Source organism: Pseudomonas sp. NPDC047961, assembly GCF_050272435.1.
Taxonomy (GTDB): Bacteria; Pseudomonadota; Gammaproteobacteria; order Pseudomonadales; family Pseudomonadaceae; genus Stutzerimonas.
Genome location: NZ_JBNNMD010000003.1, coordinates 381,760 through 397,230, shown reverse-complemented (window position 1 = coordinate 397,230; position 15,471 = coordinate 381,760). Strand labels below are relative to the sequence as shown.

The window sequence follows — 15,471 nt, the reverse complement described above, 5'->3', positions numbered from 1 at the left end:
ATGAACGACATGGCGCATGCATGTGAGCCGCGGTGCGAGCCGCTAGCCGACCGCAATGCTAAGTATTCTCATTTGAGAGTAAAGCGCATTTACAATCTATACAGTTTTCAACCGAATGGTCAGGCGCAGGCCGGGTTGGTTGTTCTCGGCCCAGATCGCACCGCCTTGCATCACCACCATGCTGCGCGCAATGGCAAGGCCCAGCCCGAAGCCGTCACCTCCTGGGCGGGCTGCGCTGAGTCGCGCGAAGGGCCTGAAGATGACGGCCAGTTTCGCCTCTGGCACGCCCGGTCCCTGGTCTTGAATGCGCAGACGCCAGCTGTCCCCGTCTCGAGCGGCCGTGAGGCAAACCACGCCATGCGCGGGGGAATAGCGAATGGCATTGCGCAGGATGTTTTCCATGGCTTGCGCCAATGCGTTGAGGTTGCCGAGCACCTGGCAGCCTTCCGGTACCTGCGCCTGGATGCGTTCACGCGGCCAGCCGGCCTCGAAACAAGCGTTCTCGCACAGCAGGTCCCAAAGCGCCGCCACATCCACAGGCTCGCACTCGAAGCGGGGCTGCTCGCTGTCCAGCCAGGCGAACTCCAGGGTGTTATCGACCAGTTGCTGCATGCTGTTGATTTCACGCTCGGTGCGGTTGCGCATGTCTCCGGCGCTCAGCTCGCTCTCGCAGGCGACACGCAGCCGGCTCAGTGGTGTGCGCAGCTCGTGGGACAGATCGCGTAACAGCTGTTGCTGCTGGGCGACCGAATCGCGCAGGCGCTGCGTGAGGTACTCCAGTGAACGGCCCAGTTCTCCCAGCTCATCGTTGCGCCGCGCAATGGAGGGCGGGAGCAACGAGTCGAGGCGGTTGCCGCGTAATGCGTTGGCCTGCCGGCGCAGGCGGTCCAGCGGGGATACCAGCATCCGATAGAGAAGCCAGCAGAACAGCAGTGACAGCAACACCAGCGGCAGATACACGCCGCCCGCGGTGAGTAGCGCATGGTTACGCCAGGGGCGGAATCGTTCCGGCAGCTGAATGATCAACTGGGCACCGGTGCCCTCCAGCGGTACGGACACCAGGGGCAGGCCGTCATAGCGCCTGCTCATAGGCCAGTCGTAGTGCCGCACAAACGTGAGCCTCTGCCGTTCCTCGTCGCTCAATGACTGGCCGCCGAGAGGTTGCAGCTGTTCGTCCACCACCACCAGCCAAGTCGGCTCACGCTCCTTCATCACCGCCAGCCATTGCGCCATCGCTTCTGGACCCGCTTGCAGAGCGGCTTGAGCTTCAGTCGCATAGCCGCTGAGGGTGTCGCGCGCCTGTTCAGACAGAAATGAACTGGTCCTGTCGATATAACGGCTCACGTAGCCGCTGGCCCAGATCATCGACAGACAGAACCCGGCAACCAGCACCACCAGGCGCCAGAACAACGAATGACGATTGGGCATCAGCTCGCCTGCAGTTCCAGCACGTAGCCTTTGCCCCACACGGACGCCAGGCGCAGGGTTGCCACCTGTTCACGCGCCAGCTTGCGGCGGATATTGCTGATATGCATGTCCAGGCTGCGATCATGCTGTGAATAGCCGCGGCGCAACGCCTGCTGGTAGAGAAACGGCTTGCTCAGCACCTCGCCAGCGGCGTCGTGCAGGACCTTCATCAGTCGATATTCGGTGGCCGTCAGGCCGACCCATCGGCCTTCGTGCAGCAGGTCGCTGCGTTGGTCATCGAAGCGCACCGCACCCTGATTCGGCGCTGCCGGTACGCTGCGCTCATAGGCCACCCGCCGCAGGATCGCCGCGATGCGCACCTGCAACTCCTCGATGCTGAAGGGCTTGGGCAGGTAGTCGTCGGCGCCGCTGTCGAAGCCCTGTATGCGGTGCGCCTCGTTGCCCAACGCGGACATCATCAGCACAGGTGTGCGGCGTTGCTCGCGCAACCGGGTCAGCAACTCCATGCCGCTGAGTTCAGGCAGCATCACATCCAGCAGGATCAGGTCATACGTCGCTTCGCTGGCCAATGCGAGGCCGGTCGGGCCGTCATCGGCGAGGGTGACGTGAAAGCCACGATGTTCCAGAGAGGTTTTCAGGTGAGGGCCGAGGATCGGGTCGTCTTCGATCGCCAGTATCTGACGAGCTGCGCAGGAGGACATGCAGGGTTCCGGTGCAAATAAGAACGATTATAGATTGCAGTAGGGGCGGAACGGCAAGCATGGTCCCTGGTTCAAGGGTTGGTTCGCCACATGGGCTCGACTTCCGGGGCGTGCCCGGTGCATCTTCAGCGTTCGCATCCGTGCTATCTGGAGATCTTCATGCGCCTGCTTTCCCTCTCACTGCTTTTGGTAACGCTCACTGGCAGCGCTATGGCGATTGCGGCCAGCGCAGCGGAGGAGGCGCAATTGATCGAGACGATCAACGCCTACCGCAGCGAAGTGCAGCGTTGCGAAGACCGGGCGAGTGAGGAGCTGACGGCCCTTTCGTCCGACCCGCGCCTGGTTTTGCCTGCCACTGGTGCCGGTGATCTGCAGGGCTCATTGGCCCGCAACGGTTATCCGATGGCCAATGTTCAGGCCGTCAGCCTGTCCGGGCCGCGTGATGCACAAGCCGCGATGCAGGCGCTGCGCGAAAGCTTCTGTCGCGTGGTGCTCGATCCGCAGTACGCCGACATCGGCGTCAGTCGCGAGGGGCGCGACTGGCGCATCGTACTGGCGCGGCCGATGCTGGGCGGGCATTTGAAAGACGCGCAGGCAGAAGGGCGGGCGCTACTCGACGAAATCAATCGCGTGCGTGCCAGCGCGCGCCAGTGTGCTGGCAAACCCTTCGCTGTAGCCGCTCCGCTTAACTGGAACACAACGCTTGCCGGCCTCTCCGAGGCCCACAGCCGAGCCATGGCCAACGGCAACTTCTTCAGCCACCTGGATCGGGATGGACGTACGCCGGGCGACAGGGCGGAGCTGGCCGGTTATCCCGGTGCGCCGGTCGCCCAGAACATCGCTGCCGCGCTGGATCGACCCCGCGAGATCGTTGAAGGCTGGCTGGCGAACCCAGGACACTGCGCCAATCTGATGAACCCGCAATTCAGTGAGCTGGGTGCGGCCTATGCGGTAGATCCGCAGAGCGATGCGGGCATCTACTGGGTCGCACTCTTCGGTGCGCCCTAACCGGTGCCGCACGAACGCAACGCCTGACCTAAACGATGGCGAGTATTTTCGGATCCTGATCGGTCGCCTGCGAACATTTCGTAGAGAGGAGCGTTCGAACAACTGAGCTGTTCATCTTTCACGTAACAGATCAGGACCACTGACATGACAGACCCTAACGACCCACTCAAGGATGGCCTGACCCCACCGGACTATGACGAATATGGCGACGCGCCTGATTCGGGCGAAAACGACCCGGAGGAAACGGTAGAGCCCAAAGACGAGCCGAATGCTGGAGAGAGTCCGCTCGGATAGCCGGCGGCACCTGTTCCATTGGTTGCAGAGGGCCCTTCGCCAAGCAGCGTACTGGACAATTCGATCGGCCCAGCCTAAAAAGACGCGCCTTAAGCTCGGTAGCGCAACTTGCTAGTCAGCAGTCGTGTTTTTTTCAAAAGCAGGTAGATCGTGAGAAAGAAAAAGCCAGTAGACCCTGTTCGGCAAGCAGAAAAGAACCGTGCGCATCGGATCGGCTGGGCAATTGCCGCTGCCGGCATCGTGGTGGGCTTCATCGTGATAATGATGAAGCCGGCTTGATGCAGCCGTAGCCGCGTGCTCAGGTTAGTTCGTCAACGGGCGGCGCGACCGACCGGCCTCTCCGTCATCATCAGCAGCACGGGAATGGCCCCGGCGGGTTTGGCTATCGCCGCCTGTTCTTGCTTGCTGGACAGCTCAGCTGTCATGCCGGCCACCGCTAACAGCAGCAACAATGCCAGCGTCGTCAGCGGGACCCGCCGAGCGTTTGCCAGGAGTGCGCCCCAACCCTGCACTCCAGCTGGCACTGGGTAATCGGTTCGCTCCGGTTGGCTGCCTGCATCGTTCTGCACCTGCTTAAGCCCAACAGACATGTTCAATCCTCAAAAAGAACCCGCAGCCATCGAGCTTGTATAAGCGTCGTTCTGTCCTTGGCAGGCGGAGCCGACTGTATAGGGGGACCATATGGCCATCAATCGCCCGAATGATGGATGGAAGAGCCAGATTCCCACGCTGCGCGTGGGAAGGGTCGAGGGGCGGGGCCGTCAGGCGAACACGAAGTACTTGCGTACGGTTTCCACGACTTCCCAGGTGCCTGTCATGCCAGGCACTACCACGAAGATATCGTCAGCCTTGAGGTGGATGGGTCCATGCCGCCCGGGGTGATGATGCGGTAGCCTTCCTGGAAGTGGCAGTACTCCCATTTGACGTACTCCGCGCGCCACTTACCTGGCGTGCAGATCCAGGTGCCCATTATCTTGCTGCCATCATCGGAGGTGTAGGCGTTGACGTTGACAATATGCGGGTCGCTTTCGATACGTTCCCACTTGCAGGCGTCGACGACAGGCATCGGCTGAGTGTCGCGGAGTACGGTGATTGGTGCGTTGGCCATGGGTGCTTCGGGTGAGGGTATGGGCCGCTCACGTTACTAGCGGGCTACGCTGGCCAATTGTCTGGAGTCGACACCTTGATGCTCATCTGCGCTGTAAGCCGCATGCACATTGTCGTTCTTTCAAGCGCTTACATCCGTGCAGCGAGTCGCCCAGATGATGAAGGTGTGCAGTTCAGCACGGTTTACGCGCTGCTCCAAATCCAGGGCCCGAGCGGGTGTTGTTGCCCTTGGCCAGGCGGTCGTAGAGCACCACGTTGACCGTTGCCGCGAGGTTCATGCAGCCGTTGGTGGGGATGTAAACGACGTCTTCGCACCAGTCGCGGATCTCCTTGCTGAGCGACCCATCCTCTGCACCGAAGATGTACAGCGCGCGATCCGGATGGGTGTACTCGGGGAGGGCGCGAGCACCCTCGACTAACTCCACAGCGACCGGCACGCAGCCGAGTGGCAGGATCTTGCGCAGGTCATCGATGTTTATCAGTGGGATGTCCTGATGGACTTTCTTGGTGTCGGTGACGAAATCCCTGGCGCGGTCATAGCGAGTCCCGGTGTAGAACACCGAAGCCGCACCATAGCAACCGGCCGCTCGCATGATCGCGCCAACGTTGGATGGCGATTTCGGGTTGCTCAGGCCGATGCAGGCGTATCGTTTGTTGCTCACTGGAAAAGACTCGCGCGGAAAACGCGCGAGTATACGGGACAGCCCAATCGTCGGTGGGCCCGGAATACCCGGCTCCGATCAGGGGATGAGTTTGCTGGCGCGCAGCTTGGTGAACACGTCGAAGAACGCGTCGTCACTTGCCTGATAGTCCAGAAACCCGAGCTTTCGGCTCTTCGACATGTCTGTCACCACCTCGATAGGCCGACCCAGGTCTGCATCGGTGTGCCATGGCGAGGTGAGCTTGCCGATATCCGCTTCAGCCAAACCGAACTGCTTGGCCATCTTTGCCCAGACCTCGGCATCGTTTGCCATCTGTTGTTCCAGCGGAGCGGGCTGGCCATCGAAGGGGGCCGCGTCGATGCCGAACCACTCGGCAATTCGCGCCCACATCCACTTCCAGCGGAAGACGTCACCGTTGACGATGTTGAAGGCCTGGTTGGCGGCGGCCGGTGTGGTCGACGCCCAGTGCAGGTGCCGGGCCAGCTGGCCCGCATCGGTCATATCGGTCAGGCTGTTCCACTGCACTTCCGAGCCCGGAAAGCGGAAGGGCCGACCGGTCTGACGGCAGATCGAGGCGTACACGGCCAGCGTCGTTGCCATGTTCATCGCGTTGCCGACTGCAATTCCGGTGACGGTGTGGGGGCGGTGAACGCTCCAAGTGAAGCCATCGCGTTCGGCCGCCGCAAATACCTCGTCTTCCTGGGCATAGTAGAAGTTCTCGACGTCGAGTCGCCCTTGTTCCTCACGAAACGGCGTTTGTGGCAGCGTGCCCTTGCCGTAGGCTTCGAATGGGCCGAGGTAATGTTTAAGCCCGGTAACCAGCGCCACATGGCGAACAGAGCCTGAAGCTCGAACGGCTTCGAGCACATTGCGAATCATCATTGCATTGACGCGGATGTTCTCCGCTTCACTGGCTTGGCGCGCCCAGGTGGTCAGAAAGAGGTGAGTGGGCGAAACGTCGGCCAGCGCCGAAGACAGGGCCGTCGGGTCCAGCAGATCCGCGCTGATCGGAGTAACCCCGGATTCCTGACTCGGGCGACGGGCGAGGCCGGCAACGGACCAGCCTTCCTTGGCCAACAGGCGAGACACCGCGCTGCCAACGATCCCACTCGAGCCGACCACCAGTGCTTGATTTGTCATGTTCAAAACCCCACAAAGCGAAACAGGCCTGCACCTTACTCACTCGAAAATGCCGATCCAAGTCGGCACCAAATGGTAACCAGCCCCCATGCAACCCGGCTCTGACGAAGAACAATGGCGTGAAGATTGCGCCCCAAGACGCGTGCTCGAGATCTTCTCGACCAAGTGGACCAGCATGATTCTGCACACCCTGCACGCGCGCCACGACGGCGTGGCGCGTAGCGGTGCGCTGCATCGCAGCTTGCCGGGAATCTCCAAAAAGATGCTGGTGCAAACGCTGCGAGAGCTGGAGGCCAGCGGCTTGATCGAACGCCACACGCTCGACTCCGTCCCGCCAGCGGTGAGCTACGCGCTCTCACCGCTCGGCAAGCTGATGGTCCAACCTATCGAAATGATCTACGACTGGGCGAGGCAAAACTCCAGCGCGCTGGATCAGCTGCAGCCGAGAAGCACGTCGCGCAGGCGGGGCTGAAGCCTTACAGCCGATGCGTTGCTGCCAGCGTTCGTCTTTCTACGGGCGCCCCGACACCGCTGTTTTATGGTGCATCGCTTCACACTTCCAGCACGCAGCGCTGTAGCTTCCGGCCTCTGCAAGGTTCGAGAAAGGTTGGGCGAATCCAATGCCGGGCTGAGCGGCGCATCAACGCGATTGTTTGCGGCGGGCTCAGACGCTGGTCGCAGACGCGGCCTGCGCTCATCTTCAAAACCAGAAAGGATTTACCGTGTTGATCAAGAAATCTCTGCGCGCGCTGCTATTGGGTTGCAGCCTGCTGAGTGCGACCTGCTGGGCGGATATGGCGCCTTTGGAAATCATGAACATGGCCGGCCTGCAGCGCAGCCTGGGGCAGATCGTCGCCAAGGATTACCTCATGATCGGCGCCGGCGTGAAAGTGGACGAAGCCACCAAACAACGTGCCGCAAGCCTGGCCTTGTTCGAAGATCACCATGCCCAGCTCAAGGCGGCTGCGCCGAGTGACGCCATTCGCGTTGCGTTGAACGACGTGGAGCGCACCTGGGTCGATTACCGCGCTCTGGCGGCCAGTACGCCGGACAAGGCCCAGGCTCCGCTCGTACTGGCGAAGGCCGAAGAGCTGGTTCGCCAGACCCAGCAAGTCACCGATCTGTTCGAGCAACACAATGGCGATGCCGCGTCGCATTCGATCAACCGCAGTGGCTGGAACCGTGTGCTGACCCAGCGCACCGCCATGTTCTACATGGCCCGTGCCTGGGGCGTGCAGGATACGGATCTTGAAAAGGAGTTTGCAGCTTCGGTTGAAGAGTTCGGCGTCATCATGGCTGAGCTGCAGACAGCCGATGCGCCCAACGCGGAAATCGCCGAAGCCCTGCGCAAGACCGACGCCCGCTGGAAGTTCGCGAGCAAGGCGTTCACCTCCAAGCAGTTCGTGCCCACCATCGTGGCGGTGAATGCCGAATCGATGTTCCGTCAGCTCAACGAAATGACCCGACTCTACGCCGGGCTGCACGACAACCGGCTTTGAATCCTGCTCCCGGTGCGTTTGACGATCAGGTGCGCCGGGATTCGCCAGCACCGTACCAGTCGGTCAGGCGCAGCGCATTCTGACGGCCCACTCGATCAGAGTTGGTCGCCAACAGTGGCCTTGTCGATCACGGACCAAACGTTCCGGATCTTTCCCTCGCTGAACGCGTAGAACACGTTTTCGGTGAAGGCCACCCGTTTTCCGTTTACTGCAAAGCCGAACAAGTCCGCTATGGGCGTGCAGTCGAACAGCAGCTGCGCCGCCACGTGGGGCGGTTCGGCGATGAGCAGGCCAATCGTGAACTGCAAATCGGAAATCGCCCGAAAGTCCTCTTCAAGCATCCGGCGATAGCCGTCCAGCCCCACGAACTTGCCGTTGTAGTGCACCTCGTCATGGACGAAGTGTCCCAGCTCCGGCCAGTTCTTGCTGTTCAAACAGGCGATGTAGCCTTGGTAGCAATCGGTGATCTCGTCGCCAGTCATCATCGCTCCTCAGAGTCAGTCTGATAGTCAGGCTAGCGACGGGCGCAATAGGCGCCAGCCTCACGCTCAATAGGTTCGGCTGGCACACCATAAAACGGCAGTGTTAGAGGATCAGTCGAGGACCACGGCGTGCCCTTCCAATGGATTGACATCGCCTTTGATCAAGGACTCGGCCAGCGTTTGTGCCGCTTCAAGGCCGGCGTGCTCGTTCACCTGCATCCAGGGCTGCTGCGCATCGCTCACCCGAGCGATAAAGGCCAGCTGCGCTTCGTTGAAGCGGCGTGTCACCTCGGCTGGCCCCCAGTCGGCGTTGCGTTTCTTGATCTGGTAAGGCGCGAAATAGGGCTGTGGTTGCGGTCCGGCCAACGTCTGGTCACGTTTGCTGTATTCATGGCTTTGGGCAGACCCGGCGTAGCAGTCGTACACCAGAGCGTCTTTGAAATGTCCATGGATTTGCTGGCGAAGGCTGGCGCTACCCGAGAAGTCCACGTACAGCGTGGGCACGCTTGGGTCCAGCGATGCGAGCTGGTCGTAGCCGAGCGTCTGGCGGTAGCAACCCAGGCGTTGTACGAAATCGATGTTGCCCGGGGAGGTGAGGCCGATCAGCTGCACAGCTGGATTGTCCTGCAGGCAGAACGCAGTCCCGTACGCCGTCTTGCTTGAGGCACTGGAGACCAGGATCTGGCGCGCACCGAAGAAGGCGTTGTCATCGAGAAAGTCGGCCAGCATGAACGAGGTGATGAACAGCGGGCGCAACAACATCTGGTAGTTCTCGCTCTCGGCGCGATAGGCGTCATCGCTGCTGATGCGCTGGTACTGGTTGTAGGCTGACGTGAGTTCAAGTCGATGCTCGGCACCGTCGTAGAATCCGCGCTCGGAGACCCGCACCGGTTGCATGACCAGATGGCTGGCGATTGGCCAGAAGCCATAGAATCGCTCGCCCTTCGCCAGGCCATCGACGGTGCTCTCCACGACCTCGGCGAACCCCCAGGCAGGCATGTGAAACCACTCGGCATCGCCCGTCGGGAAGAAGTCCCAGTAGCGCAGGTGAGGGGTTTCGCCGAATGCAGCGTAAGTGACATTGTTCGTCGTCAGCGCCAGTCGGCTGATGCGCAGCAGGGCTTCGCCGGGTTTCAGCTCAGGCATCGCCAGGGTCTGAAGGCGAGTCTGCTCCATGTTTTTCTTGTTGTTCTGCAACTGGCGGATGACGCTCATCGATGGCACCTTGGGTTCGTAAATGGACGGCATTGACTGTAGCCCTTTCGTTTCTCCGCCGGGTTCGGATTTCATGAACACACGATTGCCGAGCGCCAAGCCGCTCAAACGGCCCACTCAGCAGCGCGCCAAGGTCACCGTTCAGGCGATTTTCGACAGCTATGTTCGGATATGGCAGCGCGACGGCTGGTCTCGATTGACGACCCGGGCGGTCGCCCTGGAAGCCGGTGTGGCCATCGGCACCCTGTACGACTATTTCCCCAGCAAACACGCGCTGCACTCGGGTTACGTGCGCTACTGCGTCGAGCAGCTGCTGGAAACCATCGATGCGCAAGCCGTAGCGCCGACCGCGCTTGCCTGGCCCGAGCGCATCCGGCGACTGGTGCGCGCCCTTGCCGGAGTTGAGCCGCAGCTGCCCTGGTTTCATCCGGACATGCTCGAATTGGAAACGCTAGTGGCTGAGCCCAAGCACCAGCGCCGGGTCTATGAGGACCTGTTGGGCGCCTGGCAGCGCGTCATCGACGCGGCGACCGACCTGCCGGCGCGTCCGTCTGCGGCAACCCTGGAAACGCTGCATCTTTCTGTATGGGGCGGACGCCGCTACGCCATGCTGGTGCAGCTCGAAGCGGATCGAGCCCAAGCCTGGGCACGCTGCATGGAACAGCTGTGCCTGGACAGGCTGGCGGGGCCGGTCGCCCCGGTCTGAACGCTATCGATCATCGGCCCGTGCAAACTTACTGAAGGGGAATCAAACGGGACGCGCTGGCCGTCGGGAGGGCGGGGCCGCCGTGCCAGCTCATGCGTAATTGCCAGGCGATTTCCAGTCGGCCGGGATAATATGCGCGCCCCATCCAGCCCTCGCACCTCAGGCCATCATGCCCGGCACCGCCATCTATACCGACCTGTCGGGTTACTACGACCTCATGTGCGCCGATATCGACTACCGCGCGCAAAGCCACTGTGTTCATCGTCTGCAGAAGCTGTTCGGTAACGGCGGCGACCGACACCTGGATCTCGCCTGTGGCACAGGTCCGCATGTACGGCACTTTCTTGATGCTGGGTATCAGAGCAGTGGACTCGATATCAATCAGCCCATGCTGGACAGGGCGGCTCTTCGCTGCCCGGACGCTCGCTTCTCCCGGCAGGACATGTGTGGCTTCGCAGTAAGCCAGCCGGTCGATCTGATCACCTGTTTCCTGTATTCAATTCACTACAGTGCCGAAATCGCACGATTGCAGGCCTGCATCGCCAGCGTGCATGGCGCATTGGCAACCGGTGGGCTGTTTTGCTTCAACGCCGTCGACAAACACACCATCGACAACGCGTCATTCGTAGCGCACGACGCGAACCATCCCGATGGGTTGTTCAGCTTCAGCTCGGGTTGGCACTACGCTGGGGCGGGCGAGCAACAGCTGTTGAAACTGCGGATCGAAAGAACGACAGCAGGGCAAAGTCAGACATGGCACGACGAGCATCGCATGGTGGCGGTGAGTTTCGCCGAGCTGAGCGAGCTGTTGCAGCCGTACTTCGACGTGCATGTGCTGGAGCACGATTACGAAAAGATCCTTCCCTGGAACGGGACGTCCGGCAACGCGATCTTCGCCTGTGTGAAGACGTAACGGGCTGGCATTGACGTGAGGTTTACCGTTTAGCATCCAAGTTAGGCTTTGCAACGATGGAGCTGTTTATCTAGTTTTCGGAACGCGCGATGCTTGTATATCAACAATAAAAAGCCCCGCATTTGCGGGGCCTTTACATCTGCTTTCATCGATTGTCTAAGTCGAAAACTGAATCACCTGCGTACCGTTCATAGGGGCTGTCAGCGAGCGAGTTCGGTATTCGCCACGGCCTTCTGGCCTTCGCTTTCAGCTACTTCGGTCAGCTTGGCACCGCCGACGAACACTCCCATTTTGATTGACTGGCGAACATAGTGGTTCTTGCCGCCTTGCGCGTTCAGCTCCAGCAGGTTGTCACTGAATTCCGATTCGGTGGCAAGCGTATGCGGGCCCGGCGAGACGAGGCGGTAGAAGTAAGTGTTTGCTGCGGTTTCGCCGATGACTTCTCCGTCTATCTTCACTGACTTCTTGAGCGCGGCTCCGAGCATTGAGTCGCGGAATATATACAGACCGGCCTGATCTTTCGGTGGTGCCGGGAAGGATTTGAACGCCTGGTCCTTCTCGGGAGATTCCATCGGTACCGACGCGCAGCCGGTCAGTACGGCGAAGCTCAGCGCTGCGGCGCTCATCATGAAGTGCTTGAACATATGTACTCGTTCCTGAGTGTAAGGCGGAAGCTGGTTAGCTATTAAATTGCCAGCACGCGCACATTAACCTTGGAACTTATACGGACAAGGCTTGCAAATCGATTTGGTGCTGTGGATCACGTTTTTCCAGAGGGACCGGATAGGCGGTGAACCAGTCAGCGAGGGATGCACAGAGACCGCGGCCGAATTAATTTCCGTCTCTAAAAAGCATCTGTCAGGTGCATCGGATGGAAAGTAAACAGCCGTACGGCAAATGGGTTTGCACGCACAGTCAAATCAATGCAACCGATTGGCCGTCGAGGACGTCTGCGTCAGATGAATCGCCTGTTGAGCCAGCTCATCGAGTAATTGATCGCGGCTTTTTTCCGCGTCGCTCATGGCTTCGGCGCCGTGTTGTTTGACCAGATAGTTATGAATCTGGCGAACTTCCTCTGACTGGAAAATGGGCACCAGATCCTGCACCGCCACCAGACCGCTGGACGCCTGGCTCCGGGTGTTCATGACGACCTGAGGGCCACGGGCCGCCAACGGCTGAAAGCCCAGCGATTGAAAGTACGGCACCTTGCTCGCCACGCACGCCACTTCTGCATGCGGATAGCGCGCCAGCATCGCCTCGACCATGGCCCGCCCGATGCCCTGTCGGCGATGGCTGGATTGCACCGCCAGATAGAGCAACGCACTGGCCTCTGGGTCGTCCACGTAAGGCAGATAGAGCGCAAAGCCGAGCAGACGCGCCGGGTCTTCGGCGTCCAGCGCCATGATCAGTTCTGGCTTGCCGTTCTGCGCGCCGTCCATGCTGTCCAGATAGCGATGCACCTCGAAGCCCACCACGTATTGATACAGCTGATACAGCGGGTTGCTGGATGGAAGCGAAACCGGGCTTATGTCGCTGAGATAGTCCACCACCATCTGCAGCAGCTGGCTCTCCATCGATTCCGGCGGTGGGGTATCCAGGTGGGCGAGGGTGAACATGGGCTTGGCTCCGGACGGGGTGGAACGCCGAATTGTACCGGGCGTCACACGTGAACGACGACGCAGAAGAAGGATTCCCACTTACCCGCAGTGACATAGAGGGCAAACCTATCGTGGCGATAGGCAAATATGCTGTTCACCGCTTTGCATGCCGCGGCGCGCTATAAAGCCGCTTGATGGCAGCATTTTTAGAGCGTTTTAAAGATTATGGCGACAAACATCCGTTAATTATGTCGTTCAGGCTGTCTGGGACTGTTTGCTAAGTTCTGTTCAGCGGCGCTCGAACGCGTCAACGACAACCCTAAGGAGCAGAATATGAATGCTGAAACTGGAGAAAACACTGGTGGCGGCTGCCCGTTCGGCCACGGCGCGGGTGCGCCACGCAAACGCCCGAGTAATAAAGACTGGTGGCCCGAGGCACTGAGCCTCAATTCACTCAACCAGCACTCGCCGCGCTCCAATCCTTATGGCGGCGATTTCGACTACGCGGCCGCGTTCAAATCCCTCGACCTTGACGCGGTGATCGCTGACCTGCATGCCCTGATGACTGACTCTCAGGACTGGTGGCCGGCCGATTTCGGCCACTACGGCGGCCTGTTCATCCGGCTTGCCTGGCACAGTGCCGGGACCTACCGCATCACCGATGGTCGCGGCGGCGCCGGCGGCGGTCAGCAGCGCTTCGCCCCGCTCAACAGCTGGCCGGACAACGCCTCGCTGGACAAGGCCCGGCGCCTGCTGTGGCCGATCAAGCAGAAGTACGGGCGCAACCTCTCCTGGGCCGACCTCTACGTGCTCACCGGTAACGTGGCGCTGGAATCCATGGGCTTCAAAACCTTTGGCTTCGCTGGCGGCCGTGCCGACACCTGGGAGCCGGAAGAACTCTTCTGGGGGCCGGAAGGCACCTGGCTGGGCGACGAGCGCTACAGCGGCGAACGCCAGTTGCACCCGGGTCTCGGCGCGGTACAGATGGGTTTGATCTACGTGAACCCGGAAGGCCCGAATGGCAACCCGGACCCGAAAGCCTCGGCGATCGACATTCGTGAAACCTTCGCCCGCATGGCGATGGACGATTACGAAACCGTCGCGCTGATCGCTGGTGGTCACACCTTCGGCAAGACCCACGGTGCTGGCGACCCCTCCTTGCTGGGCCCGGACCCGGAAGGCGCTGTGATCGAAGATCAGGGCCTGGGCTGGCGCAGTCGGTTCCAGACCGGAGCGGGCGCAGACGCCATCACCTCCGGCCTCGAAGTCATTTGGAGCCAGACGCCGACCCAGTGGTCCAACTACTTCTTCGAAAACCTGTTCAACTTCGAATGGGAGCTGACCAAGAGCCCGGCCGGCGCGCACCAGTGGGTCGCGAAGGACGCACCGGAGGTCATGCCGGACCCGTTCGACTCGAACAAGAAGCGCAAGCCGACCATGCTCACCTCCGACCTGGCACTGCGCTTCGATCCAATCTACGAACCGATCTCGCGGCACTTCCTGGAGAACCCGGAGGAATTCGCCGATGCGTTCGCTAAGGCCTGGTTCAAGCTGACCCACCGCGACATGGGGCCCATTGGCCGCTACCTCGGCCCGCTGGTGCCGCAGGAAACGCAGATCTGGCAGGACCCGATTCCCGAGTGTGACCATCCTCTGATCGATGATGCCGATATCGCTGCGCTGAAGCAGAAGATTCTGGGATTGGGCTTTTCCGTGTCCGAGTTGGTGTCGGTGGCCTGGGCTTCGGCATCAACCTATCGCGGCTCGGACAAGCGCGGCGGCGCCAATGGCGCGCGTATCCGCTTCGCACCGCAGAAGGATTGGGAAACCAACAACCCGGCGCTGCTGGCACGTGTGCTGGAAAAACTGACCGAGGTCCAGACCGAGTTCAACGCGTCGGCAACCGGTGGCAAGAAGGTCTCCATGGCCGACTTGATCGTGCTGGCCGGCTGCGCCGCGATCGAAAAAGCGGCTCAGGATGGCGGTGTGAACGTCACCGTGCCGTTTACACCGGGTCGGATGGATGCCTCGGAAGAGTGGACCGATGCGCAATCCTTCGAAGCGCTACGCCCGGTCGCCGATGGCTTCCGCAACTACTACCACGAGTCGCACTTCATGGCGCCCGAGGAAGCGCTGGTCGACAAGGCGCACCTGCTTCGCCTCAGCGCGCCGGAAATGACTGCGCTGGTGGGCGGCATGCGGGTACTGGGCACCAATGCGGACGGCGGCCAGGAGGGCGTCTTCACCAACCGCGTGGGGACACTGTCCAATGACTTCTTCGTCAATCTGCTGGGCATGCAGAACGAGTGGGTCGCAACCGAGCACAAGAACCGCTATCAGGGGCTCGACCGCAAAACCCGTCAGCCCACCTGGACCGCCACCCGCGTGGACCTGATCTTCGGCGCGCAATCGGAGCTGCGTGCGCAGGCCGAGGTTTACGGCATGGCGGACGGCAACGAGAAGTTCGTGCAGGACTTCGTCAAAGCCTGGGACAAGGTGATGAACGCGGACCGGCTCGACATCGGCAAACCTGCCGATAATTTCAGCCAGAAGCTCTCAGCGTAAGGCAATAAGGCGGCGCCTTCGAGGCGCCGCCGACGCTGTCATGCACCTCGACGCAGAGCGGGCGGCCATAGCGGTTGCCCGCGGCGAGCGGCTTCTTTTGATCCTTCCGGCGGTCCAGTCCTGGCCCGCCCATCGCGCAGCTGGCGGACAGCT

The 15,471-nt window shown here is 60.9% G+C and carries 17 protein-coding genes and 1 pseudogene; 8 read left to right on the top strand and 10 right to left on the bottom strand.

The genetic code is table 11. The annotated features are described in order from the left end of the window. Window positions 1-96 precede the first annotated feature (96 nt). Together ACQKIK_RS12650 and ACQKIK_RS12645 are read right to left on the bottom strand one after the other, a co-directional pair. Window positions 97-1,428 (bottom strand): HAMP domain-containing sensor histidine kinase, encoded by a 1,332-nt coding sequence (locus ACQKIK_RS12650; RefSeq protein WP_499136196.1) that lies wholly within the window; start codon window positions 1,426-1,428, stop codon window positions 97-99. Further along, on the bottom strand, window positions 1,428-2,129 hold the full coding sequence (locus ACQKIK_RS12645; protein WP_499136194.1) for a response regulator transcription factor: 702 nt from the start codon (window positions 2,127-2,129) through the stop codon (window positions 1,428-1,430). Before ACQKIK_RS12645 ends, ACQKIK_RS12650 begins: the two co-directional genes overlap by 1 nt. 159 nt (window positions 2,130-2,288) lie before the next feature. Between ACQKIK_RS12645 and ACQKIK_RS12640 the strand changes: the two genes are divergently transcribed. From ACQKIK_RS12640 to ACQKIK_RS12630, 3 genes are all read left to right on the top strand, one after another. Next, the gene (locus tag ACQKIK_RS12640) at window positions 2,289-3,137 is read left to right on the top strand and encodes a CAP domain-containing protein (protein ID WP_499136193.1); all 849 of its coding nucleotides are present in this window, start codon (window positions 2,289-2,291) and stop codon (window positions 3,135-3,137) included. 144 nt (window positions 3,138-3,281) lie between these two features. Then, entirely contained in the window at window positions 3,282-3,431 is a 150-nt protein-coding gene (locus tag ACQKIK_RS12635; protein WP_164863223.1) for a hypothetical protein, read from the top strand. Between the two features lie 150 nt (window positions 3,432-3,581). Then, complete coding sequence (locus tag ACQKIK_RS12630) at window positions 3,582-3,710, top strand: hypothetical protein (RefSeq protein WP_499136192.1); 129 nt, start codon at window positions 3,582-3,584, stop codon at window positions 3,708-3,710. Between the two features lie 32 nt (window positions 3,711-3,742). Here ACQKIK_RS12630 and ACQKIK_RS12625 read toward each other — a convergent pair whose 3' ends face one another. From ACQKIK_RS12625 to ACQKIK_RS12610, 4 genes and pseudogenes are all read right to left on the bottom strand, one after another. After that, window positions 3,743-4,021, bottom strand: coding sequence for a hypothetical protein (locus ACQKIK_RS12625; protein ID WP_499136191.1), 279 nt, complete (start codon window positions 4,019-4,021; stop codon window positions 3,743-3,745). 171 nt (window positions 4,022-4,192) lie between these two features. Then, window positions 4,193-4,539 (bottom strand): annotated as a pseudogene (locus tag ACQKIK_RS12620) (cupin domain-containing protein). Window positions 4,540-4,711: 172 nt separating this feature from the next. Then, window positions 4,712-5,200 (bottom strand): RNA methyltransferase, encoded by a 489-nt coding sequence (locus ACQKIK_RS12615; RefSeq protein ID WP_122164363.1) that lies wholly within the window; start codon window positions 5,198-5,200, stop codon window positions 4,712-4,714. A gap of 78 nt (window positions 5,201-5,278) precedes the next feature. Further along, window positions 5,279-6,340, bottom strand: coding sequence for an SDR family oxidoreductase (locus ACQKIK_RS12610; protein WP_499136188.1), 1,062 nt, complete (start codon window positions 6,338-6,340; stop codon window positions 5,279-5,281). Between the two features lie 88 nt (window positions 6,341-6,428). Here ACQKIK_RS12610 and ACQKIK_RS12605 point away from each other — a divergent pair, with 88 nt between their 5' ends. After that, on the top strand, window positions 6,429-6,812 hold the full coding sequence (locus tag ACQKIK_RS12605) for a winged helix-turn-helix transcriptional regulator (RefSeq protein ID WP_045425524.1): 384 nt from the start codon (window positions 6,429-6,431) through the stop codon (window positions 6,810-6,812). Window positions 6,813-7,065: 253 nt separating this feature from the next. Then, window positions 7,066-7,839, top strand: coding sequence for a type IV pili methyl-accepting chemotaxis transducer N-terminal domain-containing protein (locus tag ACQKIK_RS12600; protein WP_499136187.1), 774 nt, complete (start codon window positions 7,066-7,068; stop codon window positions 7,837-7,839). Between the two features lie 95 nt (window positions 7,840-7,934). Here ACQKIK_RS12600 and ACQKIK_RS12595 read toward each other — a convergent pair whose 3' ends face one another. Both ACQKIK_RS12595 and ACQKIK_RS12590 read right to left on the bottom strand, forming a co-directional pair. Next, entirely contained in the window at window positions 7,935-8,321 is a 387-nt protein-coding gene (locus tag ACQKIK_RS12595) for an ester cyclase (RefSeq protein WP_499136185.1), read from the bottom strand. Between the two features lie 111 nt (window positions 8,322-8,432). Continuing rightward, entirely contained in the window at window positions 8,433-9,536 is a 1,104-nt protein-coding gene (locus tag ACQKIK_RS12590) for a DUF2855 family protein (protein WP_499136183.1), read from the bottom strand. Between the two features lie 73 nt (window positions 9,537-9,609). Between ACQKIK_RS12590 and ACQKIK_RS12585 the strand changes: the two genes are divergently transcribed. Then, window positions 9,610-10,242: a TetR/AcrR family transcriptional regulator gene (locus ACQKIK_RS12585; RefSeq protein WP_499136181.1), complete on the top strand. Its 633-nt coding sequence runs from the start codon at window positions 9,610-9,612 to the stop codon at window positions 10,240-10,242. A gap of 169 nt (window positions 10,243-10,411) precedes the next feature. After that, window positions 10,412-11,155, top strand: a complete 744-nt coding sequence (locus ACQKIK_RS12580; RefSeq protein WP_499136180.1) for a class I SAM-dependent DNA methyltransferase — start codon at window positions 10,412-10,414, stop codon at window positions 11,153-11,155. A gap of 200 nt (window positions 11,156-11,355) precedes the next feature. Here ACQKIK_RS12580 and ACQKIK_RS12575 read toward each other — a convergent pair whose 3' ends face one another. Further along, complete coding sequence (locus ACQKIK_RS12575; protein ID WP_045425536.1) at window positions 11,356-11,799, bottom strand: DUF2846 domain-containing protein; 444 nt, start codon at window positions 11,797-11,799, stop codon at window positions 11,356-11,358. A 276-nt stretch (window positions 11,800-12,075) separates the two neighbouring features. After that, on the bottom strand, window positions 12,076-12,771 hold the full coding sequence (locus ACQKIK_RS12570) for a GNAT family N-acetyltransferase (protein WP_499136178.1): 696 nt from the start codon (window positions 12,769-12,771) through the stop codon (window positions 12,076-12,078). Window positions 12,772-13,086: 315 nt separating this feature from the next. On the opposite strand from ACQKIK_RS12570, the gene katG reads away from it, so the two are divergent. Continuing rightward, entirely contained in the window at window positions 13,087-15,318 is a 2,232-nt protein-coding gene (katG, locus tag ACQKIK_RS12565; RefSeq protein WP_499136176.1) for a catalase/peroxidase HPI, read from the top strand. Window positions 15,319-15,471 lie beyond the last annotated feature (153 nt).